We start from the raw sequence: 26529 nt of genomic DNA on the forward strand, positions 1-26529 counted from the left end.
CACCACTTCCGACTTTAGCTCTAAATCACCGATACCGGCACTGGAGACAGTAGCGGCCTCGATTTGCTGTTGCCGCAAGTCGGTAAGATCGATCGACTCATTGCCGATACGGCGTATTACCAGATCGAGCGCAATGAACAACTGCTCGCCAGCGGCGTCGTGCCGGTGATTCCTCCCAAGGCCGATGCGGTCGATGACGCGAAGCAAAATCGTTGGCACGATCAACTTGTGCGTTATCTGAAAGAGAAGGGACAGTATGCATTCCAGAACAAATATGGCTATGGCCTGCGCGCTCGCGTTGAGGCGCAATTTTCGCGCATTAAGCGCTGCATCGGCGACACGCTGCTGACGCGTCGCATCGCGTCACAAACTCAGGAAGGCCGCGCTATCGCCAACCTGATCAATCAATGGAATGCATTTGGTCAGGCGAGGTGCGTTAAAAAAGCCTAATTGCGTCTGCACCACCAGCGCCCCTAACCTCCCGAACAAAGCCGAAGCAGATCTTCGATTCGGTTGATCCCAAACGCTGGTGCTTTGCGCTCTCTACTTCTCCGTCGAGATTGGCATTGAATTGTTCAACTTCTTGACACGGTAGTCGAGTTGCGCGCGTGTCAATCCGAGAAGACGTGCGGCTTCTGATATGTTCCCGTTCGCGGCTTTGAGTGCCGCGCGTACGAGCGCATCTTCGACCTCGCAAAGTGTCGCTTTGTTCATCTGTACAGCAAGCGCTGCCCAATCCTCGAGCCCCTCCGGGGCTTCTCCGCTCTTGCGGATCGTCTCGGGGGGAGCGCTCGTCGATATGGAATCGAGGGCAAGCGACCCAAGGTCGCTTAAACCAAAAGCACCCTTACATTCCACGGTGTCACCGCTACTAAACAAGTGGCATACATCGAGCGTACCGCCTTCCTCGGCGAGGATAACGCCACGTTCGAGCACATTTTCCATCTCGCGGATATTCCCGGGCCACGAGTAATCCAGCAATAGATGAAGCGCACGATTGGATAAGCCCTTGAGGGACCGACCATGCCTTTTTGAAAATTTCTTTATGAAAAATTCCAGCAAAACCGGGATATCATCCTTTCTTTCACGCAAAGGTGGAATAACAATTGGAAATACATTCAGCCGGTAGAAAAGATCCTCACGAAAACGCCCGCTTTTTATCGCCTGTTTGAGGTTGTCATTAGTCGCAGTAATTACCCGAACATTTACCTTAACCGTCTTTGAACTCCCGAGGTGCTCCATCTCCCCCGTTTGCAAAACTCTCAATAGCTTCGCTTGAGCGGTTAGACTGAGATTACCAATCTCATCCAAAAAAATGGTCCCTTCGTTTGCGCTTTCGAAACGCCCAACGCGGGCATCGGATGCGCCGGTGAATGCCCCTCGCTCCACACCAAAAAGCTCCGATTCAATCAGCGAATCGGGAAGAGCTGCACAATTTAATTCAACGAATGGTTTCCCTACACGCGAACTTCTGTTGTGCAGTTCCCGAGCAAACAGGCTTTTGCCCACGCCGCTCTCGCCCATCAGTAAAACGGTCGCACTAGTGGGAGCCACTCTGAATATTTTGTGCATCACTGCGTTGAATCCAGCAGACGCCCCTATTGGTCCTTCTTTGACAGGCACTTCGTCAGGCTTGCAAGGCACACACTCATGATCTGTAGAGTCAGTCGGGGCTGGCCCTGAACTTTTCAACGCGACAAAGCGACGTTTCTCCAGAGATTGTGGCAGCATATACCGAAGATCCGCATCGGGGGCGTCCCACTCGTCCACGGGCTTTCCAATGATTCGACATAATGTATTGCCCATCGCGCGGCATTCGACTTCCCGGTATAGAATACGCCGGCCCATGAAAGCGCTCGTGTAGCCGCACGCGTAGCCAATCTGCATCCAGCAGGCTGGTTCGGAGCCGATGCCGTACACGGATATGTGAGCCTCATCCTCGGACGAGTCTTTCCACAGAAATTCCCCGTAATACTGACCGGTGGTGCTGTCGATATCCACTCTGACAGGTTCTACCAGGACGATGCCTTCCAGGGCGTGAAGTTGAGGACCTACCGCGAAGGCATCAAATGCGCTGTCTTGCCCGCGAACCTTTCGTGCGAGCGCGGCATCCCGAGAACCCGATAGATATCCCATGCGGGTCAGCAATCCGCGCGCAGCATCGCTACCTAAAGCTTCGATGAGTTCCTGTCGCAGTGAAGCAAACGCGTCCGTATGGATCAAGACCATTCGACGATCGTCGAGCCAGATGCGACCGTCCGCAGGATTGAAACGAAGCCGTTCCGCCAGATCCCGAATGTCCGGAAAATGCAGATCAGCCACTACATCTGGCACGAAAAGCGGTATTCCTCTGTCTATTTCTCCCGCTTTCCCTTTCTCCTCCTTCATGTTCCCTCCTCAGGAAATCGCCAGTCAGGGCTCTTTCTTAAAAGTTCATCGTCTCGCACGCTCTCACCGGGTGCGTAAACCTGCCTGGAACGAAAACCTAATTGGGGGACCGTTCGTTGCCACATGCCGTTGGCGTCACTTGAACGCCCCCCAAAGGCCTCCGCGCGGAGGCTTAAAGCGCCTCTTCCGAGAAGAAGTCACCGACCAACCGGTTAAATCGCTCTCCATGTTCAATCTGCGTCCAATGGCCACAGCGGCCGAACACGTGCAGCTGCGCCCGTGGAATCAGTCTGAGCAGTGTATAGGAATTGGACAGCGGGATGACCTGGTCTTCGCGCCCATGGATGATGAGTGTCTCGTGCGGAAGCGAGCCGACGTCCTCCTCCCGGCTCGCCATAGCGTCCACCCAACGCTGGCGCGGTGCCGGAAACATACTTGAAAACGCTTCCTGAAAGTTCGGCCGGATGCTTGCCTCATAACGCAGGCGAGCGAGGTCGTCATTTACGAGATTGCGGTCGAACGCAAAAACATCGAGCAACTCTCGCATGTTGTCGATTGACGGAACGTAGCCCCAAACCTTGTCCAACCCCTCCGTTATCGGGAAGGAGATACCCACGCTGCCCATGAGGACCAATCGGCGCACTCTTTCGGGCGCCCGGATGGCCAGCGCCAAGGCCAGAGCCCCTCCGAAAGAGTTGCCCACCACGTGAGCCTTGTCAATGCCAAGCGCATCCAGCAACCCGAGCGCATGCCCGACCCAGGTATCCATGTCATACCGGATACCCACCGGCCGCTCGGTATATCCAAAGCCCACCATGTCCGGTGCGATGACGCGAAACTGCTTCGCGAGTTCAGGGATTGTGAGGCGCCAGTTCGCCCATGCGGTTACTCCAGGGCCCGATCCATGAATCAAAAGAACAGGCACTCCCTGACCACGATCGTGATAATTGGTTTTTATACCATTTGCGGTGACTGTATTCGCAATTTCTAAAGAATCCGACATTTGCAACTCCATATATCCAGTATCCGGCAACGAGCAATAACTTGATTTCCCTTAACAACCTCGTATGATTTTTCTTGGTTGAATCATCATCGATCTTTCTCAATGCTTCGCCGCAAAGCATGCTTGGGCGGCTTCCATTGGCATCAACCCTGCATTGAAGTAGCCATGCAAACGCTTGACGACTTCTTTGTCGGGTACATAGGGCCACCGGATAAAACCTAGTTCGACGGCCGCCTCAAACCAGGCGTTCGTCCACGCCTGCAGGTGCTTTGCATCCCCGATGCGTCAGTATATTTGACTCGTCAAACATAGTTTGTCGACCTCTGATGACTCGGAGCAATCATCTGCGCAATGCGACTTACGCTAGACCGCGCCCTCTGGGGGAAGTACCACTTCCTGAACGGCTAGCGGATTTTCGCGTAGATCTCATTGCACGAGCGTCCGCTTCCGTTTCCCTTCTACGAGCGTCAAATTCAGGACACTAGCCTCAAGCTTAACCCGCGTCGCTTGAGGTACGGCAGGTCCAATACATTATGTCTAAAAACGTCTTTGGTCATTCATGACTTCAATGTCCGGCTTCGTGAACACAAAAATTGCTGTTCCCGACTCACGCGACCTCTTGTGGGCTTAAATTTCGCCGATGAACGTGGTACGTCAATAATCACAATGTTTGCCTTTAACGGTGTCTGACAGTCCTGACCTACAGGGTCAACCCCACCCGCGCCCGCCTCTGCATCAAAACCGTTTTTGCCAGGCCACCGCCGCGTTGATCTGCGAGTGGGTCACCTTTATCGGTACGGAGGTGTTGGGCTGACTCGTGTTCGTCAAGGTCTTCTGCAATGCGAATGATATGCCAAGGTCGATCTTGCTGTTTTGGCTGAACGCATAAGAGACGCCGCCGGTCAGGGTCGTGGTCGGGATGGCGGGAATGACGGCCAACAGCATATTGTTGGGTATGGCTTCCTGCGCATAATGGAAGCCCGCACGGAACGCGAGGCTCGCGTTGTAGCGGTACTCCGCCCCCACGCCAAACACGTTGATGTCACGGTAGTTCTGCGGCAGCGACAGGTTCAGGTTCGCCCCCGTGCCCGACTGTACAAAGCTCACATTGATGTCCTTGAACGCGCTCGCGAGAAACACGCGCTGATAGTCGGCCGAAACGCTCCAGTGATCGTTGAACCGGTGGCTAATACCTGCCGTGAACTGCGCGGGCATTTCGAAGCTGTGGACCGTGATCTGACCGTCGAGCGGGATGTTTCCCGCAACGGAACTCACTGCCGACAACGTTGCATGCCCGCCCAGATCGCCCACGTGCGTCTTGAAGTTGTAGGCCAGGCCAAACACGGTGTTCGGCGTGAGGCGATACGTGAGGCCCAGCTTGCCGCCGATCCCCCAGGCATCGGCTCCGCCGCCCACGATTCCGTTATTCGAGAAGTTTAGATACCCGCCCGACAGCCCTGGCACGCTGGCGAGTGCGGGCAGCAGCGTGCCCGACGCGCGGTGCTGGGCCGCGAGCGTACCGATTTGCGAGGCATCCAGCAGCAAGCCGAGATTCAGCGAGGTCCAGACCGCGTCCAGCGAGCCACCGACTGTCAGCTTGTCCGTAACGTCGTAAGACATGGCAAACGGAATGCGCAACACGAGGAGACGCGAAAAATTGTCGAAGCCGGTGTTGATGCCGTTGGTGCTCGTGCGCGACAAAAAGCTACTGCCACCGTACTGCGTGCCGAGCCCCCCTCCCGCGAAGGCACCCACGCCGAATGCATACTTCTCGGTCCGATACACGAATGCCGCTTCGGGCGCAAAGTAGGGGCCGTTGTTGTTGCCGTGATTGCCCGAGCTTGCCGATTCGCCCGTCGCGATATTGGTGGTTTTGATGTCGGTCGTCACAACATCGAACCCGAGATAGAGGTATCTCCCATCACCCATGAACCCGAGCGTTGCCGGGTTCAGCATCATCGCCGCAGGGCCAACGTCGTAGGCCACGCCGGTACCGCCCATGGCACGCGAGACCGGCCCGTACCCTTCCAGATTGAACACGTCAGTAGCCTTCGCAGTGCTCATCGCAAATAACGCGGCCGAAAGAACCACCATCACCCGTACAGCGACACAACTCTGATTGATATTCAATTTCGTCTCCCGATCAGAATTTTTCTAATATTGGTATAGGGTACGCGCGCTTACTCTCGCTTTACGTCGAAGCAGCTTTATGGCCGGATCAGTACCTTCATTGCGCTGTCCGATTTCTGATGAAAGACCGAGAATGCCTTGTCAACATCAGCAAGTTCGAACGCGTGTGAAAAGTACTCTTGCGGATTGATCACACCACGCTCCATCATCCGCAATGCCTCCCACATGTAAGGCTGGGCGTTAGCGAAGCCATTCATGTGCAAGCTGATATTGCGCAGAAACACATCGGCCAAATTCAGATTGAAAGTTGAGTCGCAGAAAACGCCGATCGCGGCAACCGTTCCGCCGGGGCGAACCAGATCGAGGCACATCTGTAGGGTTTCGGGATAACCGACCACCTCGATCACTTTGTCAAAGCCACGTCCGCCGGTTTCTGTCAGTGCTTTTTCTTTCCAGTCTTCCTGGTTCGCATCAATCGCCACGCCACCCTTCTCGCGCACCACGTCAAGACGATGGGCAACCTTATCGAGTACAACCACGCGCCCTGGCCCTCTGTGCAGCGCGATATCGAGAGCCATCATTCCCGTCGGCCCGCAGCCCACCAGTGCAACATTCTCCCCGACCTGGATATCGGCCAGGCGGTTGGCGATGATTGCCGACGGCAGGTTGCAGGAAAGCGTAACCGCCGCTTCATCGGGAATTCCCTTCGGCACATTCATCGCGTGACCATCCGCGTGAGGGACGATCAGGGCCTCCGCATGAGTTCCATTGATGCTGCCGAAAGGTATGCCGAATCCATAGACTGCGTTTTTGGTAGTCTCACAATGTGCGGTCTGCCCAACCTCGCACATGTAGCAGTGGCCGCATGAGACTGAGTACCCCATACTGACTCGATCCCCCTGCTTGAAGCGCCCGACGCTCTTACCGACCTCCATGACTTCGCCGATCAACTCATGACCTGTTTGGGACTTGCCTTTTTCCATGATTCCATCAAGCGCGCCCCGGTAAAGGTGCAAATCAGAGCCACATATCGATGTGGCCGTTACTTTGACTAGCATTTCGTGGTCGGCGCGAATGACGGGGTCTGGAATATCCGTACAGCGAATATCCTGCGGACCGTAATAGACTGCGGCTTTCATTTTGTAGTCCTTATAGATTAGTTAGCATAAGTGGTGTTTTTGACCTGCCCGTATCCTGATGTCTCAACCCCTCTTCATACTTAAAGGAAAATCTTGAACCCCAACTCCGAAAAAGTTGGGGCAACAAGAATCGGTCTTCGTTAGATCAGACCCTCGGCTTTGAGCGCGGCCTGCACGGTCGGGCGAGAAGAAATTCGATTCGTATAGCTCTGCAAAGTCGGCCAGCGTCCGATATCTACGCCGACCCACTTGCCCCAAGACAGCACGGTGAACAAATAAGCATCAGCAACCGTGAAGTTATTTCCCATCAGATAGGCCTGACCACCGAGCTTTTTTTCAACATAAACCAGACGCGCCGCGATCAAATCATTTACGATGGCTTTCCATTCTTCCGGCGTTTTCGGATTGAAAAGCGGCGCAAAAGCTTTGTGAAGCTCGGTCGAAATAAAGTTTAGCCATTCCACCAAACGATAGCGCTCCATCGTCCCGGCTTCAGGCGCAAGCCGCACTTCGGGAGCCCGATCGGCCAAGTACTGTACGATCGCCGGACCTTCCGTGAGCACCTGCCCATCGTCGAGAACCAGCAGCGGCACATAACCATTGGGGTTGACGCCGCGAAAGTCAGAACCGCTCTCGGTCTTTTTGCTTTGCAGATCGACTTTTTCGAGCTCGAATGTCAAGCCCATTTCACGCAATACGATGTGCGGTGAAAGCGAACAAGCGCCAGGACTGTAGTACAGTTTCATCGATTACTCTCCTCTGATTAATAGACTTGCATCGACATTAATCGCAAGTCGTGTGGACGCTTCATTAAAAGAAACGATCGAAATGAAGCTGTTCGAAAGGAACACAGTAGCCGATCATCAACATCTCCTGAAGAGCCTGAGTCATAGGTGGAGGACCGGCGAAATAAAACTCAAAATTTGACAGCGTATCCCCGAACACACGCCGAACCACGTCATGAACAAATCCCGTTTCACCGCTCCACTGAAATCCGGAGGCCTCACCCGGCAAAGACACGACGGGGTAAAAATGAATGCGTTCGTCGTAGCCACGTAACATGCGCAGGAACGATTCTCCGCAAATGTCTGACGGCGTTCTCCCACCATAGAAAAAATGGAGATGGCGTGTTTCCAGCATGCCGGACTGCGACGCGCCACGTGCAATTGACACCATCGGTGCAAGACCCGACCCGCCCGCTACGCAAACAATGTCGCGTGGGGCCTCCGTTCTCAAGAAAGCAAGGCCGTAAGGTCCATCGATCTCCAGTTGATCGCCCGCACGAAGGTGATGGAACAACTGCTCTGTCGCTTTACCTTGCGGCACGCGCCGGATCTGGAAATGCCACTCGCCTCGATCATTGCCGGTGTTAGACATGGAGTAGGCTCGCGGCGCGGTCACACCAGGGACCGAAAGCATCGCATACTGTCCCGCCAAGAAGGTGGCCGGGCCATCCGTCACAAAGCGAAATTCGCGAATGTCGTGGGTGACTTCATGCGATTCCACAAACTTGGCCAGCAGTCGCTTCGGCCTCACTTGAGCTTGATGGTCCGCCTCGACGCGCACCTTTATCTGTATGTTCCCCTTGGCTCTGCATTGGCACGCTAACAGACGACCTTTACGGCGATCGCGTTCGGTCAGCCCTGGCGCGTCTGGCCAAAGATTCTCGGCCTCTCCGTCCAGAAGATCAAACTTGCAGCTGCCACACCCGCCCGAGTTGCACTCATAGGGAAATCCTATTCCGGCGCGCAAAGCTGCCCGCAGGACAGTGTCTTCCCCCGCCTGGACAAAGGCATTTTTCTCTCCCTCTATGAGTATTTGATGTTCAGACATACATGAAATCCCTGTGATTACGCTGTCAAGATCACCAAGAGCGCGTGATCCAGGCGCTCTTGATGGTCCCCTGAGACAGCATCGGCTGGAAGTCTTTCCTTACAGACCCAGGGATCGACGAAACTCTCGAGTCGCCGACTTGGCCGACTCCGAGGCGTCTGGTACATCGGCAAGCGTGCTGCAATAGGCATCGATAGCCGCATCGCCGAGCGATTCCCAATTGGCAATCCAATTCTTGATAACTTCGGCGTTACCTGGCTTTTCGAGCGCCATCTTGACCAACGCCGTGGCCCAACGCCTGTGACGTGCCGCGTCGATGAGTTGGGCGTCCGTCAACAGGCCTAGCAAAGTATCTCCGTTATGGCGTCCGGACTCGCCCAGCTTGCGCAGCACCGATTCCTCCACCGCAGGCTTGGCGACCAGGTTGAGCGCCACAAACGCTTCGGCCCAGTCCCATGTTACGAGAACCTTTTCCATAAGCTCACGGAAGCCTTGCCAGGCGACGTCATCTTCCCAATATTTACGTTCGTCGCTACCAAAGCCCTTGTCCTGGAATGCTAGCGACAACTCTTTCGTACGATAGGCCGTATGGCTCAACCAGCGGAAAGAATCGGCCATCTGAAAATAGTTGCAGTTGGTGATAGTGCTCGCTGGAGCCATCTGGCCGACGTAAGCGGAGGCCATTTGCAGCGTGTGGAACAGGTAGCGGGCCGGGGTATATAGCCGGGCCAGCTTACCAGCCCAGCGGGGATCCAGCGACTTATCATGTTCACGGGAATTGAACTGGTCGAACAACCCGAAGACATACGTCTCCTGGCCGTCCTGCATCAGGTTGTACGTGCGATAGATGACTTCGTCCGGATCGCGGAACGCGTTCCAATCGTCGTGCTTGAGCGGACTATTGAGGGTGTGCTGCTTGAACCAGCGGCTCATCCACATATCCGGATCGAGCTCGTAGGGAGCATTCGGATCCCTCTTGTTGTAGTGCAAATTGGTGGAAACGATCTCGTATTCGCTCGGTTTGCGGCGCCGCGTCGCGAGATGACTCCAGGTCTTGAGCGGCTTGAGAACTTGAACTTCAGACATGCTTGTCTCCTCGAATCTTTACTTGGTGGGGCGGATGTTGTCCGGTACCGCTACTCAGACTTGCTTCTCAAAGTAGAAGCGGACCTGATCGGGCATAGTTTCAATACGCCCGGCAAACGAACTCAATTCAACCTCGAGGTCAGGCATTTTGAACGGTCGGCCCAGCGCCCGCTCGATCGTTTCGCGGCGCAGGATTAACTCCCCGTCGGTGTCGATGCGCAAATAGGCGCGCTTGTCGTCCACGCGAATTTCCTTGCCAGGGTTGTCCTCTCGCGCTGCCTCAACTACTGCCTCAGCGAGCTCCCCAGCACGCATGACCGGACCCACCCTGTTGTTAAGGTGGGCCGATGCAATATCGTTTTTAGTCACAGCTTTCTCCTTGCTTTCGAATTGGCGGACCGAATGCTGCTCACGTATGTGCGAACAGCGGCTTCACACCCTCGGTTTCCACAAATACCGCATCGCCTTCGATCTTGATTGGGTACTCGGCCAGCGCACAGTCCGACGGGTTGATACCTTTTCCAGAGCAGGCATCGAACTGCCAAAGATGCGCCCTGCAGATCACCGTCTTGCCGTCGAATTTGCCTTCAATGAGCGGAATGTCCTGGTGTGGGCAAATACCTTGGAACGCCTTCAGGTCGCCGCCCTGCGGCCAAACCATCAGAATTTCCTGCCCATCGACCTCGAACGACTCCATTTCGCCCTCCCAAAGATCGTCCAGAGAGCACACTTTCTTAAATGTCATGAACTTCCTTTCTATTGATGAAGGGGCCCCAGCACATCAACTGCCGAATGCCTGGTTATTGCTGGGCGGGTTCCCAGATGACCTCAACACACTCGGTCGGCTTGAGGCCCGAATCAGCCACTTTCATCGTTCGGGGCAAACATTCCTTGCTACCTTGCCGGCGCACCCGCAGGATATGCCCGGGACGCGCTTTCACACGCCGTCCAACGGAGTGATGCGCAGCAGCGGTCGCCACTTCGTCCATGGTGTTCTCGGTATCGACCGCCACCAGTTGAAGCACGAAGTCGCCTTCGAAATTGGAGCTCAAGGGAAACAAAGCCATTTTGGAGTCCTCTGTTTGGTTGGTGGTTGAGCCGGTGGTCATACCACCGGCTCTTCAGGCAGCAGTGCTCAACTTGCCTTCTTCATGCGCATCTTCTTGTAAATGTCCACCCATGAGTAGCCGTGGGCGTCATCACCGATTTCGCCGGGTGCCAGACCCATGTAAGCCAATGCGCCCCCCAGATCCATCGGCTGCACCAAGCCAGCCAGGAAACGGTCCACCAAAGTCATATGGCCCGCATAACGCTCCGGCTCCTGCTCAAAGCACCACCGATCCGGCTCCGAGCCGAAGTGATACAGCCTGCCGTTGTATTCGAGCGGATAATCCTGCACGGCCCACCCGTTGCCCGGCGTGTAATTGATCGGCAGGTTGCACATGTTGCACACGATCGGCAACGTCTCCGGGTACGTTTGCGCGATGTTCCCGTCGACCAGATTGTCGATGATCACATCCCAGCACTGGCCCCAGGTGTCGTTCCAGCCAGGGTATTTTTCTTCCAGCCAATCCCGTTCTGCGGGCGTGACGCCGGCTGCCGGGTTCCACCAGACGGTAGGACGCCAATACCAGACGCCCAAATGCATGCCATGATGCTGCTGATCGAGCTGCTGCAGGAACGTGTCCCAATACCAAGGCTTGTCGAGCCCCAGATCGCTCAGTGCGCGTTCAAACTGCGCAACAATCCATTCCTGCATAAACTCCTTGAACGACTGCTTGCGATGCTCGAGCGGGGTGTAGTAGTCCATCACCGGCCCAGTCAGCACCGAAAACAGCCTCCACGCGCGCCAAAAAGCGATGTCAACCTTTTTCTGGGCCTCGGCTTTCTTGCCGTTCTCGATCAGAATCTGGAGCGTTGGACCGCCGATCTGTGCATGGCGCGACTCGTCGGTCTGCACACTCGAGATCAGACTGGCGAATGTGTGATCCCCGGCCTCCGCAGCGTCTGCCGCCAGCCCAAGAAACTGCATGTTGGTGAAGCCGGTTTCAAAGCTGAAGGTCAGCATGATGGCGACGCTGATCGCGTCGCGCGTCATCATGATGTCATCGAAGAAATGACGTGCGGCAATCGCTGCCCATTCGTTGGTATGGAAGGCCTTGGCAGCCCAGTCGAACTGACGGTCTTTCGAGACGTGCTCATGAGGAAAGTAGAGCTGGATCTGACCGTGACGAATTTCGTCCATACTTCCCAGGGTCGCCATATTGCGCATGCCCGGTGCCTTGGAGAAGCGCATCATCCGCGCTTCGGCGCTCGAGGCGGCATATTCGCCGAGGGCAATGGCACCATAATGCTGCTTCATCACCGTAAGCCAACCCGGATCAGATCTTTCATAGATCTGGCTGCGCTCGAGCGCGGCCTTCACGGAGTACGCGCCAGCGTCCTTCTCGCGTTGGACTTTGACATACTCCGGGTAAGTCTGCTTGTATGGTTCGTCGTAGGTCTCCCACTTTTCCATGGGAATGCCGTGATCTCCACTGAGCTCGGGCGGAAAAAGCTCGCTCTCCGTGACGTACTTCGGCGACCAGTTAGTCGTCCTGGCAAGGTCGTACCAGTCCATCCGATTTAACAAAGCCATTTTCAGTCTCCATAATTTCTAAGGCCAACTGGCCCTCAACACACCACACACATCACGTCCTAACGCCCTCGCTTCCTGGCGCTTTGACCCGCGATTCCAAAGTGTTCTTTCGGCATTTCGGTAATGAGCACGCGGATGGACTCCACCGGCGCATCAATCGCGCGATGGATCGCCTCGGTGACCTCGGCGATCAGCCGCTCCTTCTTTTCCGCATCGCGGCCTTCGATGATGTACAGCTGCGCAATCGGCATGGCTATCTCCTTTAAACGAAGCGCAAACCGGTGCTGCCCATCCCCTGCACCCGCAGGGCGATGGCATCCCCCGCTCGCACGGCAATGGCCTCCGTGATCCCCCCTGACAGAATCAAACTGCCCGCCGGAATCTCCTCGCCACGCGCGCCCAGATGATTGGCCAGCATCGCAATCGCCGCGGCCGGGTGGCCCAGCACCGCGGCGCCCGCCCCGAACGCAACCGGCTCACCGTTTTTCTCCAGCACGATGCCGACGGTGCGCAGATCCACCTCAGACACTGGCAGTGCGCGCCCACCCACCACAAAGCGTGCGGCCGACGTGTTGTCCGCTACCACACTTTTGAGATCGAACTTGAAATCGCGGTAGCGCGAGTCAATGACTTCGATGCCCGGCATCACGAAGTCAGTCGCCGCCAGCACCGCTCCAATATGACAGCCCGGGCCTTTCAACGGCGCTTTGGTAACAAAGGCGATTTCCGGCTCGACCTTGGGATGGATCAGCGCCTCGGTCTTGCACGTGCCGCCATCGGGGATCGCGTAATAGTCGGCCATGAAGCCGAAGACAGGGCTCTCAACCCCCATCTGCTTCATTTTGGCGTGCGAGGTCAGCCCCGCTTTGAGCCCAACGATCTTCCCGCCGCGGGCCAGCTTGCGGCGGCGAATCTCGTCCTGGATCGCGTAAGCGTCATCCCAATCCATCTCGGGATGCTCATCGGTGATCTTGAGCGTGTCTTGCGCGTGGAGCTCGCAGTTCTCGAGGTGCTCTGCAAGGCGCGCAATGGTGGTGCGATCCAGTTTCATGCCGCCACCTTCTGCGCCTTTGACGCACGCGCTTTGGCCAGCGTGATGGCCGTGTCTTCAATCATGTCTTCCTGGCCACCGACCATGCCCCGGCGCCCAAGCTCGACCAGGATCTCGCGCGCCGGTACGCCATACTTTTGCTCGGCGCGCTTGGCAAACAGCAGGAACGACCCGTAGACCCCGGCGTAACCCAGGGTGAGCGAGTCGCGGTCGATCCGGATGGGGAAGTCCATGATCGGCACGACCAGGTCTTCGGCCACGTCCTGAATGGCCCACACATCCACTCCGGTCTGAATCCCCATTCGGTCGCATACGGCGACCAGCACCTCCATCGGCGTGTTGCCCGCACCCGCACCGAGACCAGCCGAGGCGGCGTCGATGCGGGTGGCGCCACACTCAACGGCCGCAATGGAGTTGGCGATCCCCATCGCCAGATTGTGGTGGCCGTGAAAGCCCAGTTCCGTCTCCGGCTTGAGCGCCTCACGCACCGCGCCAAGGCGGGCCCTGACATCATCGGGCAGCATGTAGCCAGCCGAATCGGTAATGTAGACACAGTTGGCGCCGTACGACTCCATCAGCTTTGCCTGCCCGACCAGCCCTTCAGGACTGTTCATATGCGCCATCATCAGGAAGCCCACCGTGTCCATCTCAAGCTTGCGCGCCAGGGCAATGTGCTGCTCTGACACGTCAGCCTCGGTGCAGTGCGTAGCCACCCGGATGGTGTGCACGCCAAGCTCCTTGGCCATCTTCAGATGATCGACGGTGCCGATGCCCGGCAACAGTAAAGCCGAGACCTTGGCCTGCTTCATGAGCGGGATCACGGCCCCCAGATATTCTTCATCGCTGTGGGCCGGAAAGCCATAGTTGACCGACGAGCCGCCCAGGCCATCGCCGTGCGTGACTTCAATCAGGGGGATCCCGGCTGCGTCCAGGCCGCAGGCGATGCTTTTCATTTGCTCCAGCGTCATCAAATGGCGCTTCGGATGCATGCCGTCACGCAACGTCATGTCGTGGACGGTGATTTTTTTTCCTTGCAGGTTCATCTCTGTTCTCCTTGACGGCTCAAGCGACAACCGGTTCGAGCGTGAGATTGCCGGCAATCATCTCTTCGGCAAACATCTCGGCGGTCCGGGCCGCGGCAGCGGTCATGATGTCCAGGTTGCCGGCGTACGTGGGCAGATAGTCCCCCAGGCCCGCCACCTCCATGAAGACCGTCACACGCTTGCCGTCAAACACCGGGCCGTTGACCAGCCGGTAACCGGGCACGTACTTCTGGACTTCCCTGATCATCGCGTGAATCGACTCGGTAATCTTCTCGTGATCCGGCTCACTTTCGGTCAGGCAATGAATCGTGTCGCGCATCATCAGCGGAGGCTCCGCCGGGTTGATGATGATGATGGCTTTGCCCTTCCTCGCGCCCCCCACCTTTTCCACCGCGCCGGCCGTGGTCCGCGTGAATTCGTCAATGTTTTTGCGCGTGCCGGGCCCCACCGATCGGCTCGATACGGTCGCGACGATTTCTGCGTATGCCACCGGCTGCACGCGCGAGACCGCAGCGACCATCGGAATGGTGGCCTGCCCGCCACAGGTGACCATGTTTACATTCATCTCGCGTTTGCCCAGGTGCCCTTTCAAATTGACCGGCGGTACGCAGTACGGGCCAATTGCCGCCGGCGTCAGATCGATCATCATCACGCCCAGCGCGTTAAGCTTGCGCGCGTTTTCCGCGTGAACATATGCACTGGTGGCATCAAACGCGATCTGCACACCATCGGCCAGCACATGCGGCAGCAGCCCGTCGACACCTTCCGCCGTGGTTTTGATGCCGAGCTCACGGGCTCGATTCAGCCCTTCCGATTCCGGGTCGATGCCCACCATCCACACCGGCTCCAGCACCGAGCTGCGCTTGAGCTTGGCCAGCAGATCGGTGCCGATATTGCCTGGTCCGATCAGCGCACATTTGATCTTTTTCATGACCTTGTCCTTCCTATAAAAATGACTTTTACGCACGGCATCCGACAACGGCCGGGCGTGGTGCCTGGCCGGGCGCGTTCAGTGAAACCGGACCGAACAACCGCCCAGACCGCCAATACTGACGCGGAAACTGTCGCCCGCCTTGGCCGGGAACATCGCCGCCAGCGCGCCGGACAAGATCACCTCGCCCGCCTTGAGTGCAATGCCCAGACGCCCCAGCGTGTTGGCCAGCCAGGCCACGGCGTTGACCGGTGAGCCCAGTGCCGCCGCGCCGCAGCCCGTGGCGATAATCTCGCCATTACGCTCCATCACCATGCCGCACAGCGTCAGGTCGAGCTTGCGTGGATCGACCGCGTGATCACCCAGCACGAATACGCCACAGGAGGCGTTGTCCGCCACGGTGTCCTGAATCTTGATCTTCCAGTCGCGGATGCGCGAATCGACAATTTCAAAGCACGGCATCACGCATTCGGTCGCCGCCAGCACGTCCACGTTGGTCACCCCCGGCCCCATCAGGTCTTTCTTGAGGATGAACGCGATCTCGCCTTCGGCCTTCGGCTGAATCAGCGTGCCGATCTCGATCGACTGCCCTTCGTTGTAGATCATGCCGTCGAGCATGTAGCCGAAATCCGGCTGATACACGCCAAGCATGTTCATCACGGCCGCTGACGTCACGCCGATCTTCTTGCCGATGATGGTTTCACCAGCCTGCACACGACGCTCGATCATGCGCTGCTGGATGTGATAGGCGTCCTCGATCGTCATATCGGGGTGGCGCTCGGTCAGCGGATCGAGCACGGTTCGCGTGGTCAGTGCCTGATACAGGGCGTCGCCAAGCTCGGTGATTTGAGTTTTGTCCATGATCACAATTTGATGCAAACGTTTTTGAGTTCCGTGTAGAACTCCAGCGAGTGGACTCCGCCCTCGCGCCCGATACCCGACTGCTTGGCCCCGCCGAACGGCGTGCGCAAATCGCGCAGGAACCAGGAGTTCACCCACGCAATGCCGACCTCGATGGCCCCCGCCACGCGGTGCGCACGCGACAGATTGGTGGTCCAGATCGCCGTGGCCAGGCCGTAGTCGTTATCGTTGGCACGGCGGATCACCTCTTCTTCGCTGTCGAATGGCATGACCAGCGCGCAAGGGCCGAAGATCTCCTCGCGGGCAATCACCGAGTCGTCGCCCAAGCCCGTCCAGATGGTGGGCTGTACCCACGCGCCGCCTTTGAGCGCGTCCGGCATATCGGGTACACCGCCGCCCGCCACCACCGTCGCGCCCGCTTCAACCGCCTTCTTGTAATACGACAGCACCTTGTCACGATGCTCTTGCGAAATCAGCGGGCCCATGCCGGTGGCCGGATCTTCCGGGCGGCCGAGCTGCATGCCTTCAGCGCCTTTTTTGAGCGCGGAGACAAAACGATCAAAGATAGGGCGCTCGACATATACCCGCTCCGTACCCAGGCAGACCTGGCCACAGTTGGCGAAGCACGAGCGCAGCGTGCCTTCAATGGCGGCGTCGAAGTCGCAATCGGCAAACACGATGGCAGCGTTCTTGCCGCCCATCTCCAGACTCACGGGGCGCGCACCGTCAGCCGCGGCCTTCATGATGGCCGCACCCGTGCGGGTTTCACCGGTGAAGGTGATGGCGTTGATGCCGCGGTGGGTGGTGAGGAATTCGCCGGTGGAGCTGGGGCCGAAGCCGTGCACGACGTTGTAGACCCCTGGCGGCACGCCCGCCGCGTTCATCACTTCGCCCAGCAATGCAGCGGTCTGCGGCGTCTCTTCGGAGGGCTTGACCACAACGGTGTTGCCACAGGCCAGCGCTGGGCCGACTTTCCAGGTCATCAGCAGCAGCGGCAGGTTCCATGGACAGATCACCCCGACCACCCCGACCGGTCGACGCATGGCGTAGTTGATCGCCCCGACACCATCCGGTGTAGGCATTTCAAAAAACTCAGTGGGCACGTTCTTCACCACATCGGCGAAGATCTTGAAATTGGCCGCCCCACGCGGAATGTCCACATGCCGCGCCAGGCTCATAGGCTTGCCCGTGTCCTCTACCTCAGCGGCAAGGAAGTCGTCAAAACGACGGTTGATGCCGTCGGCCACCGCGTACAGCACTTCCACGCGCTGGGCCAAGCTCATGCGCCCCCATGCTCCCTTGAGCGCGGCCTGCGCCGCAGCCACCGCCGCGTCGACTTCGGCACGGCCGGCTTCGGCCACCTTGGCAATGACCGCGTTGTTCAACGGCGAGCGCTTCTCGAACCAACGCTGACCCGGCACATATTCGCCGTTGATGAAGTTGTGGATTTCTTTAGCACGAGCGACGGACTGGTTTCCAGTGCTCGCGGTCGCTTGGGGATCGGTAATCAGCATGATGTTTCAGTAAACTTCCTTGTTAGGCAAATGTGGTCGCGGCGGCAGTCGACTTTCCGGAAAGATTCAGGTTTGAGTTAGACCTAGCAGGCTCAATCCGGCTTGCGCACAGTGCTCGTCCTGCTCTTCGGTACCGCCAGACACGCCAATACCCCCGATGCGATGGCCACTTTCAACAATCGGCAAACCACCGCCGAAGGCGATGAAGCGGGGCCTTCGCACGATGCCTTGGCGGACCGCTTCGGAATGACTCAGCAAGGCCTCACTCCACCGACTGGTCGGTAAGCCGAAACTGGCTGCCGTGTATGCCTTGTCGATGGCGATCTCGATGGAGTGCAACGGCGCTCCAGGCATGCGCAGAAACGCGGCAAGATTCCCCGCCACATCGACCACCGCGATGTTCACGCATACGCCGAGGCGCTGCGCGTGCAGCGCAGCTGCCTCGACGACGCGGTTAGCCGCAGGCCAGTTGATCAGCCGCGCCTCGACGCTATGAAGTGAGTCAGCCTGAGTCATGTGCTATCTCCTGCGTGGCAGTCAGGTGTAAACCTCGGTGAATGACTGGACCAACTCACCGGTGTGATAGAAGATGCCGCTGCCGAGATGCTCTTCCGTCCAGGTCGTCACAGGCCGATCAGGTTGAGCGAGGTAGCCCAGGCCGGCAAAGGTCTCGTTGCGATTCCCACTTGGATCGAAGAAATAGATCGTCTCCCCGCGGGTAATCCCATGGCGCGTCGGCGCCACGTCGATCTTGACCTTGTTCTTGGCCATGACGTCAGCCGATTTCAGTACGTCATGCCACGAGTCGAGGAAGAAGGCAATGTGGTGCAAACCATTGCGAGGCCCACCTACGAAAGCGATGTCGTGCGGCGTGGACGTGCGGAACATCCACGTTGCAGCCTGAATGCTACTATCCGGACCTACCATAACTTGCTCAGCCAGATAAAAGCCCAGGCATTCCTTCATGAACCGGGTATTTTCCGCCACCCGATTCACGCCCGTCTCCGGATTGAGTTCACACATCAATAGGCAGTGATCCAGCCAATGGGCGCCTGCCCCCTTGACGTCATCGGGCCACGGGTCAGGATTGGTCGTTCCGACTCCGGTGCCCACATATTCCTTCGTCGCAAACAGACGCATCTCATGTCCGCTCGGCAGGTTGAACTGCAGCATACGACCGGTCGAAGGAAGGGTACCTTCGGGGAGCATTTGTGTCTTGAAGCCATAGGCTTCGATACGCTTTTGCAGCGCGTCCAGGTCGGCATCGTGCTCAACCTTGTAGGCGACATGGTTGAGCCCTGCTTGATCGGACGGCGTCAGAATAACGGAGTACTTGTCCCATTCGTCCCAGCACTTGAGGTACACGTTTCCATGTTCGTCCTCCATCGTCCTTTTCATTCCCAGGACGTTTTCGTAGTGCTTGATTGCCAACGCCATGTCCATCACTTTCAGACTGGCATGGCCGATTCGCATCACACCCATGGTCTATCTCCTTCGGCTTATTTCGTTGAATCTTGGGCTACCTGAAAGCTCAACCCTTTGAAAAAGGGCTTTTGCATCTTGCCGACCACCTCCAGTTCCACATCATCAGTGGGAGCCGCCCGGCACGCCAGCACCACACCTTGCGCTTCTTCCGCCTCGGAAATGTGCGCACGGCTCATTGCTCCAGTTTTGCGCACGCTGCCTCTGCACACCGCGACCTTACACACCCCGCACCCGCCGCTAAGGCAACCAACTGGTATGCCGCGACGCCCAAGGCGTGCCATGCCGGAAAGCAGAGACTCACCGAGAGCGCAGCTGAAACGCTCGCCGGTCTGCTTGACGGTCACGTTGACCTTCCCGTCCTGAGTAGTCACGATCACACCCTCTTGAAAAGCGGACTGCGTACTTGTTGGGCATCGGCTGCGGAAATGAACTTCTCAAAATAGATGTCGCGTTCGAACAACCGGCCCTGGATCAGGGTCGTGACGCAGGCGTCGATCATCGCCGGCGGCCCGCACAAATAGGCTTTGTGGCCGGAAAAGTTGTTCTCGAAATGAGCTTTGGCGACCTCGTGAACGAAACCCTGCGCCAAGGGATGCGTCGCACCTTCTGCTTTTTCCGATAGTGCCGGTACGTAGCTGAAGTTCGAATACCGCTGGCTGAGCTCGCGGAACTCCTCGTCGTAATACAGTTCTGCCTCATTGCGCTGGCCATAGATCAGGGTGATAGGCTTGCTCCATCCGCTTTGCAACAAGTCGAGAATCATCGACCGAGGGCTCGACAGGCCTGAACCACCTGCTATGAAAACCATGGGCTGGTCGGCTGACCTGCGCACGAAAAACCGGCCATAGGGACCCGTCACGTGCAGAATGTTCCCCACCGCCAGTTGTTCATGGATGTAACCCGTGCCCTGTCCTCCCGGAACCCGGCGAATATTGAGCTCGATCTCTCCCGTTGCTGCGACGTCCGCAGGTGAATTGGCGATGGAAAACGCCCGTGTCTGGCGCAACTCGGGAATTTCAAGTTGCACGTACTGACCCGCCTGAAAATGAATCGGTTGATCGAGTCTCAGGAAGACGGCTTTGATCGTCGGTGTGAGTTGCTCGATGCGTGTCACCTCGGCATTGAAATCCTCGACCGGGATGACTTCGGCGTCCGGGTCTTCCTCGATGTCGGCCTCGATGGTCGTGTCATCGAGCAAGGTGGCGCAGCAGGCCAACGCCTTGCGCTCCTCGCGCTCGAAGTCCATCAGCGCGAAGGGATTCGCATCGCCGAGATCGACTTCTCCGTCACACACCTGCACCTTGCAGGTTCCACATAGCCCGTGACCACACGCGTGCGGAATGTAAATGCCTTGGCGCAAGGCCGCGTCGAGTATAGTTTGCCCTTCCTCCACCTCAATGGTGGCGCCCAGGGGCTGAATGTTGAGTTGATAGGTCATTGTTCAAATCGCCGGAGGCCAATCACACCGCGGCCTGTAACTTCGGCTGCGGTGTGATTGCGCTGCCATGACGCAATCTCAATTGCAGGAACCGCTCAGACCGTTCAAGCCAGGCGTGCGAAAGCGGATCACGTCTTTGTGCGTCAGACCGTTTTCAGCCAGCGACTTCGCCGGGTCGGGATGCCACGGCTGGCCGGACTTAAACCACTGCACCTGGCTCCAGTCGATCTTTGAGAAATCGGGGTGATAGCCATAAGTGCCGGGCAACACCTGGGTGCACAGCGCACCGAACAACGTGTCCGACGGCAGGGGCAAGGCAACAGGTGCCGCAAACAACAGATGGTCTTCCCAGCCGATAAACAGCAACGGCGCCGGAAAGTTTTCGCGCGCGTCTCGTGCCGGGAACTTGTAGGGTTTGAGGGCAACAACGCTCATTTGGCTTCTCCTTGCAAGACCTCTCCACGCCAGGCAGCAAAGTTCTTTTGGTCTTCCGATCCCTCGAAATCGAAGTTGTCCCGGCCTACATTCAGGTTGTAGTAGTCGAGCAAGGCCATCAAGGGATCAAAACCCTCCTTGGTCGGATCGGCATCCGGCTTGAAACAGTTTCCTTGATACACTTGCTGCGGCGGAAGCCATGACTGCACGAACTTCTCGGGTTCGTTGTCAAAAATCTCCTTGCAGTGGTCGCTGCAGAAGTGATACTTGTCGCCGAGGTAGTCCGACTCGCGATAGCAGATCTTGGTTGCGTCGCCAGGCTCGGTGAATATCATCGGAATCTGGCAGGTAGTGCAGAGCATCGGCAGCGTCTTGTTGTAGAAACGGTTGCCCTTGGCGGCCTGCTCGCGCCAGTAGTCCCAACGCGGACGGTAATACTTGTCGAACGTCTCGGGGTACTTCTCCGACAGCCATCCCATTTCTTCTTCTGTGGGAACCCAGGTGTGGATGGGGGCCGCGGCGTTATAGTTATAGAATACGGCGAAGGTCTGATGGCTGATGTGGTCCTTGCCTTCGCAAGCCTGGTCCCAGCCCTTGGGCTTGCGGATGCCATAACGCGCAAGATCCTTGAACAGCGCGCCGCCGTTCTGCTCGACGTACATCTCCCAGCTCTCGCGCCAGCTCATCACCCGGTTGGGCAGCATGTAGTCCTGCATCATGGCCACGATGCTCAACAGCCGATAGCCGCGCCAGAACCACTTGTCGATCCAGCGCTGCACGATGGGCACGTTGTCCGGATCCTGTTCCAGCATGAACTTGATGCATTCGATGCCGAGTGTCATGTGGCGCGATTCGTCACTTTGCGCCGAAAAACCGAAAGTGACCGTAGACATGTCCCCGTTGTAAGCAGCACCCGACATGAAGGGGACAAACAGCAGGTTGGTCAACACATATTCGAACGAAAAGCTCACCGCGGTAAGAAACTCGAACGGTCCACCGGTGGCCGCGTCTTCAAAAAATGACTTGGGCACCGACAAATACCAAACCCGGTCGTACCAATGGATGGAGTTGTGCAGACCGTTAAAATACTTGTTGTAGTGCGAGAGAGCATGCATTTCGGTCTGGAAGTGACGCAGCTCGTCGATGGACTGCATCTGGCAAGCAACACGTGCCCCTTCACCCGTAAAATGCCGACCAACGTGGGCAAAACCTCGGTGTGCCATATACTCCAACGGTGTCACACCCTGGATAAACACCTTGAGTGCGTTGACATAGCGCGCGTCGGAAATGCTCAACTGCCCGTTGTTCTGCGCGAAAGCGTCGATGACGGCGTAAAGCTTTTTTTCCTTCTCGCCCTGATATTTCCAGTAGGCGTCCATGGTCAGGCGGAAGGGGTCTTCCCATTTATCCCAATCGTGGATCTTGATGCCTTCGTACTTGTCGTACGGAAACACTTTCTCCATCGGCTGGTAGCTGGTCTGCCAGCCAAGACCGCGGGTCATCGCTGCGTAGCGATCCTTTAAACCGAGTTTCTTCTTCTGCACAGAAGTGTCCATTTCAATTTCCTCTTTGCCGTGTTCAGTGTTTCCAGCTCAGCGTGAACTGTTCGTCATCCTCGTCGATATATCCGGACAAGGTGATCAGGTTGATGTGGATTTGCTGGAGATCGAACTTCATGCCGATCCGGTCTTCGATGCTTTGACGGTTTATTGTGAGATGCCCGGGCGCATCGATCTTCACCATGCCAGGCGATTCTGTGGCGACCGCCTTAGGGTTATCAGCGAGAATCGCCTCCACCACCGGTCGAGACTCCTCGTTAGCCTGAAACGCGATAAATACGTTAGACATGAACATTCCTCTATGACGGTCAGGAATATAAATTAGGGGTTACAGAACAATCCCGGCCTTCGCAACGCGGGCACGAAGTTGCTGCCTTACTTCTTCCAAGGCGTCGTGGCCGTTTTCCGCCAAAGCCATTTCAGCGACAGGCAACAACGCTGACGCCGCCTGATCTTCCCAGGTACGCAACCAGTGAATGAGCAGCGCTTTGTTATCCTCCGATTCCGTCGCCATGGTCTTTACTACCGCATCGACCCAGCGACTGGATTCGTCATGCCACTCGGGCATGAAAGTGGTTAGCATTGCCACTGCGCTACCACCGTTGAGTGCGATGTAATCGTCGACGAAAGCGCCATAGATCATGGGATAAAGAAGACCGTCGAGCGCCAGATTTTGGGCGATGAACAGTTCCACCGGATCTTGCAGCACCAGAGTGTTTTCCACATAACGACGCAACGGTTGCCAATCGGGACTCGTCATCCAGGCTTGCTTGGCTTCGTCAAGAAGATCGGGTCCAGACATTACCAGCGCCAGTCGTGTGAGATACTGCGCTACACCCAGATTGTCCATTGCGTGGAACATAGCCGGCGCAGTGAAGGTCGTGCCATAACCTAGGGCACAGATCTGGGAGTTGTTCATGTTCGCGCCCCAGGCCGCGTGACGCAAAGGCACGAGAACGGAAAGCGCCCGTTGTCGAACCTCATCGGAAACGAGATCGATCATGCCGCGCGACTCGACAAACTCGAAGTTGGATTCCATCGCGTCTTGCTGCCGCGCTCGGGTCATCGTCCACGACGCGTAGTAGAACTGACGCGGGTCTTTCAGCGCATACCAGTCCTTCATTTGAATCGCGGTACGCGACGTGTCGAACAGTTCATGCTCGGGATCCCACGTGGGCCGGTAATGAAAATTCGCTGCCGGTTGAGCACCTACAGTGCCTTCCTGATAGCGCGAAGCGGCTTTATCGGCTCCGATGTATTGAGCCACGTGCGTGTAGGTGTGACGCAGTGGTTTGATTTCCCGCGTCTTCAAATCGATGGTCATTAACTGCTCCTGTGGTTGTGAACCGGGATGGGATGCGATCAGACTAGGCGCGCTTCATCAGGCTGCTCGGCGCTGCTCACAAGAAAATCAATGCCGCACAATCTCGCCGAAGGCATCCAATCGCGTCACCTTCTGCGCGAGGCAAAATTCTTCGAACGCAGCAACGGGCAGCATGAGCTCGACACAGAGCTCGGGGGTGCCAACTGAAAATTCGAACTGGACGAATCCCTGTGTGTTGATGGCGGTAACGCTGACAAACCTGAGGTTCGGATCGAACCTGGGTTCCGCCTCAAGGGCTGCTTGCTTGTGCATCGCCTGTGTCTCCGATTCTGTGTTTTGATATCTCAAAGCAAGTCGCGTGCCATCGGCAGAAATGAGCCTTTATTGCTGCTTTGCAGCAATGCATTTACAGGTGAGCTGCTGCGGGATCGTCATCTGTCGCAATTCGGCCCAAGCATCCTGCGTTAAACGGCCAGATGCTTCCTGCGTTTGGGCGCCGCCTTCTGCCAGGCACAAACCGAAGGACGCAGGTCAGCACAACCGTCACACAGAATCGATACAACACAGGGTATCTACGGAGGTGCCAGCGAACGAGGTCAAGCTCATTGTGCAATCGCACATCGAAAAATCTCTGGGGTGCTGTCATAAAATTCGCGAACTAGGAAAGGGGCGCAGGTCGCTTAGATCAGAAATTTCTGAAATGCACACCCCAGCAAGGCTCTGTCAATTTGATGGCGAGGCAGCGGTAGAATGAAGTGGTGAAGAAAACGAAATCGCTTTATCACGGTCACCGTTTCCCTGCCGTCGTCATCAAATTGACAGAGCCCCTGTCGGTTCTGTTAAGCCATGCAACAGCTCAGCGCTGGCGGCGTGCTGGAGACCACCTCGCGCATCCAGGGCCTCCAACAGGCAGCCGACTGGCAGGCGCTCGCGACCTTGCCGTCCGAGGTGTTCTGGCGCCTGTGCCAAGGCCGCATGGGCGATGCCCAAGCGGTCGGGCAAGTAGCAGCCCAAAGCCAGGCGGCCTTTGCCAATGGTCTGCGCCAAGCGCTCACGACTTGGCAGGAATCTGTCTCCGAGGCATTCGGCGCCAGTGGCGACGCAGCCTCTTTCACGCAGCTTTGCCAGCGCTTGGCGCAGCCCTGGACCGCCCCAAGCGCCGTACCCCAGGGCAAGACCAAGAAATGAGGGGACGGCAATGAATACGACGCAACGGACGGCGCTCGTGACGGGAGGCAACCGGGGGTTGGGCGCTGCGATCGCCCGTGCCCTGCACGATGCCGGCCACCGCGTGATCGTCACGCATACCCCCGGCAACACCACGATTGGCCAGTGGCAGCAAGCGCAAGCGACACAGGGCTACTCATTTGCCGCCTACGGGGTGGATGTATCGGACTACGAATCAACGCAGGAACTGGCGCGGCGCATCCACGCCGACGGTCATCGGATCGACATCCTGGTGAACAACGCCGGCATCACCCGCGATGCAACGCTGCGCAAGCTCGACAAGGCCGGTTGGGATGCCGTACTGCGCACCAACCTGGACTCCATGTTCAACGTCACCAAGCCGTTCATCGACCCGATGGCCGAGCGCGGCTGGGGCCGCATCGTCAACATCTCTTCGATCAACGGCAGCAAGGGCCAGTTCGGGCAGACCAATTATTCGGCGGCCAAGGCCGGGGTACATGGATTCACCAAGGCGCTCGCACAGGAGGTGGCGCGCAAGGGCGTGACGGTCAACACCGTCTCGCCGGGCTATCTGGCCACCGAGATGGTGATGGCGGTGCGAGAGGACATGCGCCAGAAGATCATCGATGCGATTCCGGTTGGCCGTCTCGGCCAGCCGGCCGAGATTGCAGCTCTTGTCGCCTTCATCGCCAGCGAAGCCGCCGCCTTCATGACCGGCAGCAACGTGGCGATGAACGGCGGTCAGCACATGTCTTGAGCCCACTGCGCGAGCGGCTGACTTCCGACGCGGCAATCCGCAGCTCTTGGAGGAGTTCCATGTATTCACGATTTCTGGTGCCGCTTGATGGCAGTCCCACATCCCTTCTGGCCCTCGATCATGCGGCGGACATGGCACGCCTGAACGGCGCCACCGTGGTCCTGCTGCATGTCATCGAGCCGACCCGGCACAGCACGGGTTTCGAGCGCCCCAAGGTCTACATCGAGGACGTCCGCCCTCACTTCCTGGCAGCCGGGCATGCCTTGTTGGACGAGGCCGCAAACCGGCTGCGTCAGGACGGAATTGCAACAGAGACAGTACTGCTTGAAAGCACTGCAGAGCGGGTATCAGAGCAAATTGCCCGGCAGGCCAAGGAGAACGATTGCGACCTGGTCATCCTGGGCACCCATGGACGCCGTGGGGTGGACCGGCTGCTGCTGGGAAGCGATGCGGAACAGGTGGCGCGTATCGCACCTGTTCCCGTGATGCTGGTGCGCCAGTCGCGCAGAAAAGAGATCACATGAATCAACAGCCCGTGGAGGCGCTCGCGCAGGTGCTCAAAGCGGTGTCGAGCGCCTCGTCGCCCATTTCAAAACCATGGCGCCGGTACGCACTGCGGCGGCGCATCTTTGCGACGCGCTCTGGCGTGCTGTGCCATCGCACTCGTGCTAGTTGAGCGCGGAGAGTCACCGTCCGAACTATGAATCAATCAAATCCCGAAGGAGG

General features: G+C 57.4%; 30 protein-coding genes. 4 read left to right on the plus strand and 26 right to left on the minus strand.

What is annotated here, in order from left to right; all coding sequences use genetic code 11:
* Positions 1-24 precede the first annotated feature (24 nt).
* On the plus strand, positions 25-450 hold the full coding sequence (locus L810_RS47285) for a transposase (protein ID WP_257008892.1): 426 nt from the start codon (positions 25-27) through the stop codon (positions 448-450).
* Between the two features lie 93 nt (positions 451-543).
* On the opposite strand, the gene L810_RS15980 is transcribed toward L810_RS47285, so the two are convergent.
* From L810_RS15980 to L810_RS16105, 26 genes are all read right to left on the minus strand, one after another.
* Positions 544-2388: a sigma-54-dependent Fis family transcriptional regulator gene (locus tag L810_RS15980; protein WP_011516070.1), complete on the minus strand. Its 1845-nt coding sequence runs from the start codon at positions 2386-2388 to the stop codon at positions 544-546.
* Positions 2389-2560: 172 nt separating this feature from the next.
* Positions 2561-3391 carry an alpha/beta fold hydrolase gene (locus tag L810_RS15985; RefSeq protein ID WP_011516071.1) on the minus strand — a complete coding sequence of 277 codons (831 nt, stop codon included), beginning with the start codon at positions 3389-3391 and terminating at the stop codon, positions 2561-2563.
* Positions 3392-4126: 735 nt separating this feature from the next.
* Positions 4127-5485: an OmpP1/FadL family transporter gene (locus L810_RS15990; protein ID WP_021159323.1), complete on the minus strand. Its 1359-nt coding sequence runs from the start codon at positions 5483-5485 to the stop codon at positions 4127-4129.
* A gap of 113 nt (positions 5486-5598) precedes the next feature.
* The gene (locus L810_RS15995; protein ID WP_042974932.1) at positions 5599-6660 is read right to left on the minus strand and encodes an alcohol dehydrogenase; all 1062 of its coding nucleotides are present in this window, start codon (positions 6658-6660) and stop codon (positions 5599-5601) included.
* Between the two features lie 140 nt (positions 6661-6800).
* On the minus strand, positions 6801-7406 hold the full coding sequence (gene gstA, locus L810_RS16000; RefSeq protein WP_021159325.1) for a glutathione transferase GstA: 606 nt from the start codon (positions 7404-7406) through the stop codon (positions 6801-6803).
* 64 nt (positions 7407-7470) lie between these two features.
* Entirely contained in the window at positions 7471-8493 is a 1023-nt protein-coding gene (locus L810_RS16005) for a 2Fe-2S iron-sulfur cluster-binding protein (protein ID WP_011516077.1), read from the minus strand.
* Positions 8494-8592: 99 nt separating this feature from the next.
* Complete coding sequence (locus tag L810_RS16010) at positions 8593-9579, minus strand: aromatic/alkene monooxygenase hydroxylase subunit beta (RefSeq protein ID WP_011516078.1); 987 nt, start codon at positions 9577-9579, stop codon at positions 8593-8595.
* A gap of 54 nt (positions 9580-9633) precedes the next feature.
* Positions 9634-9948, minus strand: coding sequence for an MmoB/DmpM family protein (locus tag L810_RS16015; RefSeq protein WP_035480072.1), 315 nt, complete (start codon positions 9946-9948; stop codon positions 9634-9636).
* A 40-nt stretch (positions 9949-9988) separates the two neighbouring features.
* A complete protein-coding gene (locus L810_RS16020; protein WP_011516080.1) occupies positions 9989-10324 on the minus strand; it encodes a Rieske 2Fe-2S domain-containing protein in 336 nt (111 codons plus the stop codon).
* 55 nt (positions 10325-10379) lie between these two features.
* Entirely contained in the window at positions 10380-10646 is a 267-nt protein-coding gene (locus tag L810_RS16025; RefSeq protein ID WP_021159329.1) for a toluene-4-monooxygenase system B family protein, read from the minus strand.
* 68 nt (positions 10647-10714) lie between these two features.
* The gene (locus L810_RS16030; protein WP_021159330.1) at positions 10715-12217 is read right to left on the minus strand and encodes an aromatic/alkene/methane monooxygenase hydroxylase/oxygenase subunit alpha; all 1503 of its coding nucleotides are present in this window, start codon (positions 12215-12217) and stop codon (positions 10715-10717) included.
* 59 nt (positions 12218-12276) lie between these two features.
* Complete coding sequence (locus L810_RS16035) at positions 12277-12468, minus strand: 2-hydroxymuconate tautomerase (protein WP_011516083.1); 192 nt, start codon at positions 12466-12468, stop codon at positions 12277-12279.
* Between the two features lie 11 nt (positions 12469-12479).
* Positions 12480-13268: a 2-oxo-3-hexenedioate decarboxylase gene (gene dmpH / locus L810_RS16040; protein ID WP_021159331.1), complete on the minus strand. Its 789-nt coding sequence runs from the start codon at positions 13266-13268 to the stop codon at positions 12480-12482.
* The gene (gene dmpG / locus L810_RS16045; RefSeq protein WP_021159332.1) at positions 13265-14311 is read right to left on the minus strand and encodes a 4-hydroxy-2-oxovalerate aldolase; all 1047 of its coding nucleotides are present in this window, start codon (positions 14309-14311) and stop codon (positions 13265-13267) included. Before dmpG ends, dmpH begins: the two co-directional genes overlap by 4 nt.
* Before the next feature lie 19 nt (positions 14312-14330).
* Complete coding sequence (locus L810_RS16050) at positions 14331-15242, minus strand: acetaldehyde dehydrogenase (acetylating) (protein ID WP_035486339.1); 912 nt, start codon at positions 15240-15242, stop codon at positions 14331-14333.
* A gap of 78 nt (positions 15243-15320) precedes the next feature.
* Positions 15321-16103, minus strand: a complete 783-nt coding sequence (dmpE, locus tag L810_RS16055; RefSeq protein WP_042974940.1) for a 2-oxopent-4-enoate hydratase — start codon at positions 16101-16103, stop codon at positions 15321-15323.
* Positions 16104-16105: 2 nt separating this feature from the next.
* A complete protein-coding gene (locus tag L810_RS16060) occupies positions 16106-17617 on the minus strand; it encodes a 2-hydroxymuconic semialdehyde dehydrogenase (RefSeq protein WP_021159335.1) in 1512 nt (503 codons plus the stop codon).
* Positions 17618-17683: 66 nt separating this feature from the next.
* On the minus strand, positions 17684-18133 hold the full coding sequence (locus L810_RS16065; protein WP_011516089.1) for a GlcG/HbpS family heme-binding protein: 450 nt from the start codon (positions 18131-18133) through the stop codon (positions 17684-17686).
* 21 nt (positions 18134-18154) lie between these two features.
* Complete coding sequence (locus L810_RS16070) at positions 18155-19099, minus strand: catechol 2,3-dioxygenase (RefSeq protein WP_021159336.1); 945 nt, start codon at positions 19097-19099, stop codon at positions 18155-18157.
* A 17-nt stretch (positions 19100-19116) separates the two neighbouring features.
* A complete protein-coding gene (locus L810_RS16075) occupies positions 19117-19473 on the minus strand; it encodes a 2Fe-2S iron-sulfur cluster-binding protein (RefSeq protein ID WP_035486348.1) in 357 nt (118 codons plus the stop codon).
* A 2-nt stretch (positions 19474-19475) separates the two neighbouring features.
* Entirely contained in the window at positions 19476-20540 is a 1065-nt protein-coding gene (locus L810_RS16080; RefSeq protein ID WP_042974942.1) for an NADH:ubiquinone reductase (Na(+)-transporting) subunit F, read from the minus strand.
* 78 nt (positions 20541-20618) lie between these two features.
* Positions 20619-20975 carry a phenol hydroxylase subunit P4 gene (locus tag L810_RS16085; protein WP_011516093.1) on the minus strand — a complete coding sequence of 119 codons (357 nt, stop codon included), beginning with the start codon at positions 20973-20975 and terminating at the stop codon, positions 20619-20621.
* Complete coding sequence (locus L810_RS16090) at positions 20972-22531, minus strand: aromatic/alkene/methane monooxygenase hydroxylase/oxygenase subunit alpha (protein WP_021159339.1); 1560 nt, start codon at positions 22529-22531, stop codon at positions 20972-20974. The genes L810_RS16085 and L810_RS16090 overlap by 4 nt, the downstream gene beginning before the upstream one ends.
* 22 nt (positions 22532-22553) lie before the next feature.
* Complete coding sequence (locus L810_RS16095; RefSeq protein WP_011875724.1) at positions 22554-22823, minus strand: MmoB/DmpM family protein; 270 nt, start codon at positions 22821-22823, stop codon at positions 22554-22556.
* 39 nt (positions 22824-22862) lie between these two features.
* On the minus strand, positions 22863-23858 hold the full coding sequence (locus L810_RS16100) for an aromatic/alkene monooxygenase hydroxylase subunit beta (protein ID WP_011875723.1): 996 nt from the start codon (positions 23856-23858) through the stop codon (positions 22863-22865).
* Between the two features lie 87 nt (positions 23859-23945).
* Positions 23946-24170 (minus strand): phenol hydroxylase subunit, encoded by a 225-nt coding sequence (locus tag L810_RS16105; protein ID WP_011875722.1) that lies wholly within the window; start codon positions 24168-24170, stop codon positions 23946-23948.
* 534 nt (positions 24171-24704) lie between these two features.
* On the opposite strand from L810_RS16105, the gene L810_RS16110 reads away from it, so the two are divergent.
* Genes L810_RS16110 through L810_RS16120 form a run of 3 tightly spaced genes read left to right on the plus strand, consistent with a single transcriptional unit; the run spans position 24705 to position 26327 of the window.
* Complete coding sequence (locus tag L810_RS16110; RefSeq protein ID WP_035822233.1) at positions 24705-25046, plus strand: hypothetical protein; 342 nt, start codon at positions 24705-24707, stop codon at positions 25044-25046.
* Positions 25047-25056: 10 nt separating this feature from the next.
* Positions 25057-25803, plus strand: coding sequence for an acetoacetyl-CoA reductase (gene phbB / locus L810_RS16115; RefSeq protein WP_011516098.1), 747 nt, complete (start codon positions 25057-25059; stop codon positions 25801-25803).
* A 59-nt stretch (positions 25804-25862) separates the two neighbouring features.
* Positions 25863-26327 carry a universal stress protein gene (locus L810_RS16120; RefSeq protein WP_011516099.1) on the plus strand — a complete coding sequence of 155 codons (465 nt, stop codon included), beginning with the start codon at positions 25863-25865 and terminating at the stop codon, positions 26325-26327.
* The last annotated feature ends 202 nt before the right edge of the window (positions 26328-26529 follow it).

Origin of the sequence: Burkholderia sp. AU4i (assembly GCF_000466765.1) — a bacterium.
In the GTDB taxonomy this organism is placed as follows: Bacteria; Pseudomonadota; Gammaproteobacteria; order Burkholderiales; family Burkholderiaceae; genus Burkholderia; species Burkholderia cepacia.

What these genes read in the sequence shown, in the direction of transcription:
- L810_RS15990 (WP_021159323.1), bottom strand. Translation starts at nt 5,485, where the DNA reads ATGGTGGTTCTTTCGGCCGCGTTATTTGCGATGAGCACTGCGAAGGCT.
- L810_RS16010 (WP_011516078.1), bottom strand. Translation starts at nt 9,579, where the DNA reads ATGTCTGAAGTTCAAGTTCTCAAGCCGCTCAAGACCTGGAGTCATCTC.
- L810_RS16100 (WP_011875723.1), bottom strand. Translation starts at nt 23,858, where the DNA reads ATGACCATCGATTTGAAGACGCGGGAAATCAAACCACTGCGTCACACC.
- phbB (WP_011516098.1), top strand. Translation starts at nt 25,057, where the DNA reads ATGAATACGACGCAACGGACGGCGCTCGTGACGGGAGGCAACCGGGGG.
- L810_RS16120 (WP_011516099.1), top strand. Translation starts at nt 25,863, where the DNA reads ATGTATTCACGATTTCTGGTGCCGCTTGATGGCAGTCCCACATCCCTT.
- L810_RS15995 (WP_042974932.1), bottom strand. Translation starts at nt 6,660, where the DNA reads ATGAAAGCCGCAGTCTATTACGGTCCGCAGGATATTCGCTGTACGGAT.
- L810_RS16035 (WP_011516083.1), bottom strand. Translation starts at nt 12,468, where the DNA reads ATGCCGATTGCGCAGCTGTACATCATCGAAGGCCGCGATGCGGAAAAG.
- dmpG (WP_021159332.1), bottom strand. Translation starts at nt 14,311, where the DNA reads ATGAACCTGCAAGGAAAAAAAATCACCGTCCACGACATGACGTTGCGT.
- L810_RS16060 (WP_021159335.1), bottom strand. Translation starts at nt 17,617, where the DNA reads ATGCTGATTACCGATCCCCAAGCGACCGCGAGCACTGGAAACCAGTCC.
- L810_RS16025 (WP_021159329.1), bottom strand. Translation starts at nt 10,646, where the DNA reads ATGGCTTTGTTTCCCTTGAGCTCCAATTTCGAAGGCGACTTCGTGCTT.
- dmpH (WP_021159331.1), bottom strand. Translation starts at nt 13,268, where the DNA reads ATGAAACTGGATCGCACCACCATTGCGCGCCTTGCAGAGCACCTCGAG.
- gstA (WP_021159325.1), bottom strand. Translation starts at nt 7,406, where the DNA reads ATGAAACTGTACTACAGTCCTGGCGCTTGTTCGCTTTCACCGCACATC.
- L810_RS16070 (WP_021159336.1), bottom strand. Translation starts at nt 19,099, where the DNA reads ATGGGTGTGATGCGAATCGGCCATGCCAGTCTGAAAGTGATGGACATG.
- L810_RS16005 (WP_011516077.1), bottom strand. Translation starts at nt 8,493, where the DNA reads ATGTCTGAACATCAAATACTCATAGAGGGAGAGAAAAATGCCTTTGTC.
- L810_RS16030 (WP_021159330.1), bottom strand. Translation starts at nt 12,217, where the DNA reads ATGGCTTTGTTAAATCGGATGGACTGGTACGACCTTGCCAGGACGACT.
- L810_RS16095 (WP_011875724.1), bottom strand. Translation starts at nt 22,823, where the DNA reads ATGTCTAACGTATTTATCGCGTTTCAGGCTAACGAGGAGTCTCGACCG.
- L810_RS15985 (WP_011516071.1), bottom strand. Translation starts at nt 3,391, where the DNA reads ATGTCGGATTCTTTAGAAATTGCGAATACAGTCACCGCAAATGGTATA.
- L810_RS16085 (WP_011516093.1), bottom strand. Translation starts at nt 20,975, where the DNA reads ATGAGCGTTGTTGCCCTCAAACCCTACAAGTTCCCGGCACGAGACGCG.
- L810_RS15980 (WP_011516070.1), bottom strand. Translation starts at nt 2,388, where the DNA reads ATGAAGGAGGAGAAAGGGAAAGCGGGAGAAATAGACAGAGGAATACCG.
- L810_RS16105 (WP_011875722.1), bottom strand. Translation starts at nt 24,170, where the DNA reads ATGCACAAGCAAGCAGCCCTTGAGGCGGAACCCAGGTTCGATCCGAAC.
- dmpE (WP_042974940.1), bottom strand. Translation starts at nt 16,103, where the DNA reads ATGGACAAAACTCAAATCACCGAGCTTGGCGACGCCCTGTATCAGGCA.
- L810_RS16110 (WP_035822233.1), top strand. Translation starts at nt 24,705, where the DNA reads ATGCAACAGCTCAGCGCTGGCGGCGTGCTGGAGACCACCTCGCGCATC.
- L810_RS16080 (WP_042974942.1), bottom strand. Translation starts at nt 20,540, where the DNA reads ATGACCTATCAACTCAACATTCAGCCCCTGGGCGCCACCATTGAGGTG.
- L810_RS16065 (WP_011516089.1), bottom strand. Translation starts at nt 18,133, where the DNA reads ATGACTCAGGCTGACTCACTTCATAGCGTCGAGGCGCGGCTGATCAAC.
- L810_RS16050 (WP_035486339.1), bottom strand. Translation starts at nt 15,242, where the DNA reads ATGAAAAAGATCAAATGTGCGCTGATCGGACCAGGCAATATCGGCACC.
- L810_RS16090 (WP_021159339.1), bottom strand. Translation starts at nt 22,531, where the DNA reads ATGGACACTTCTGTGCAGAAGAAGAAACTCGGTTTAAAGGATCGCTAC.
- L810_RS16020 (WP_011516080.1), bottom strand. Translation starts at nt 10,324, where the DNA reads ATGACATTTAAGAAAGTGTGCTCTCTGGACGATCTTTGGGAGGGCGAA.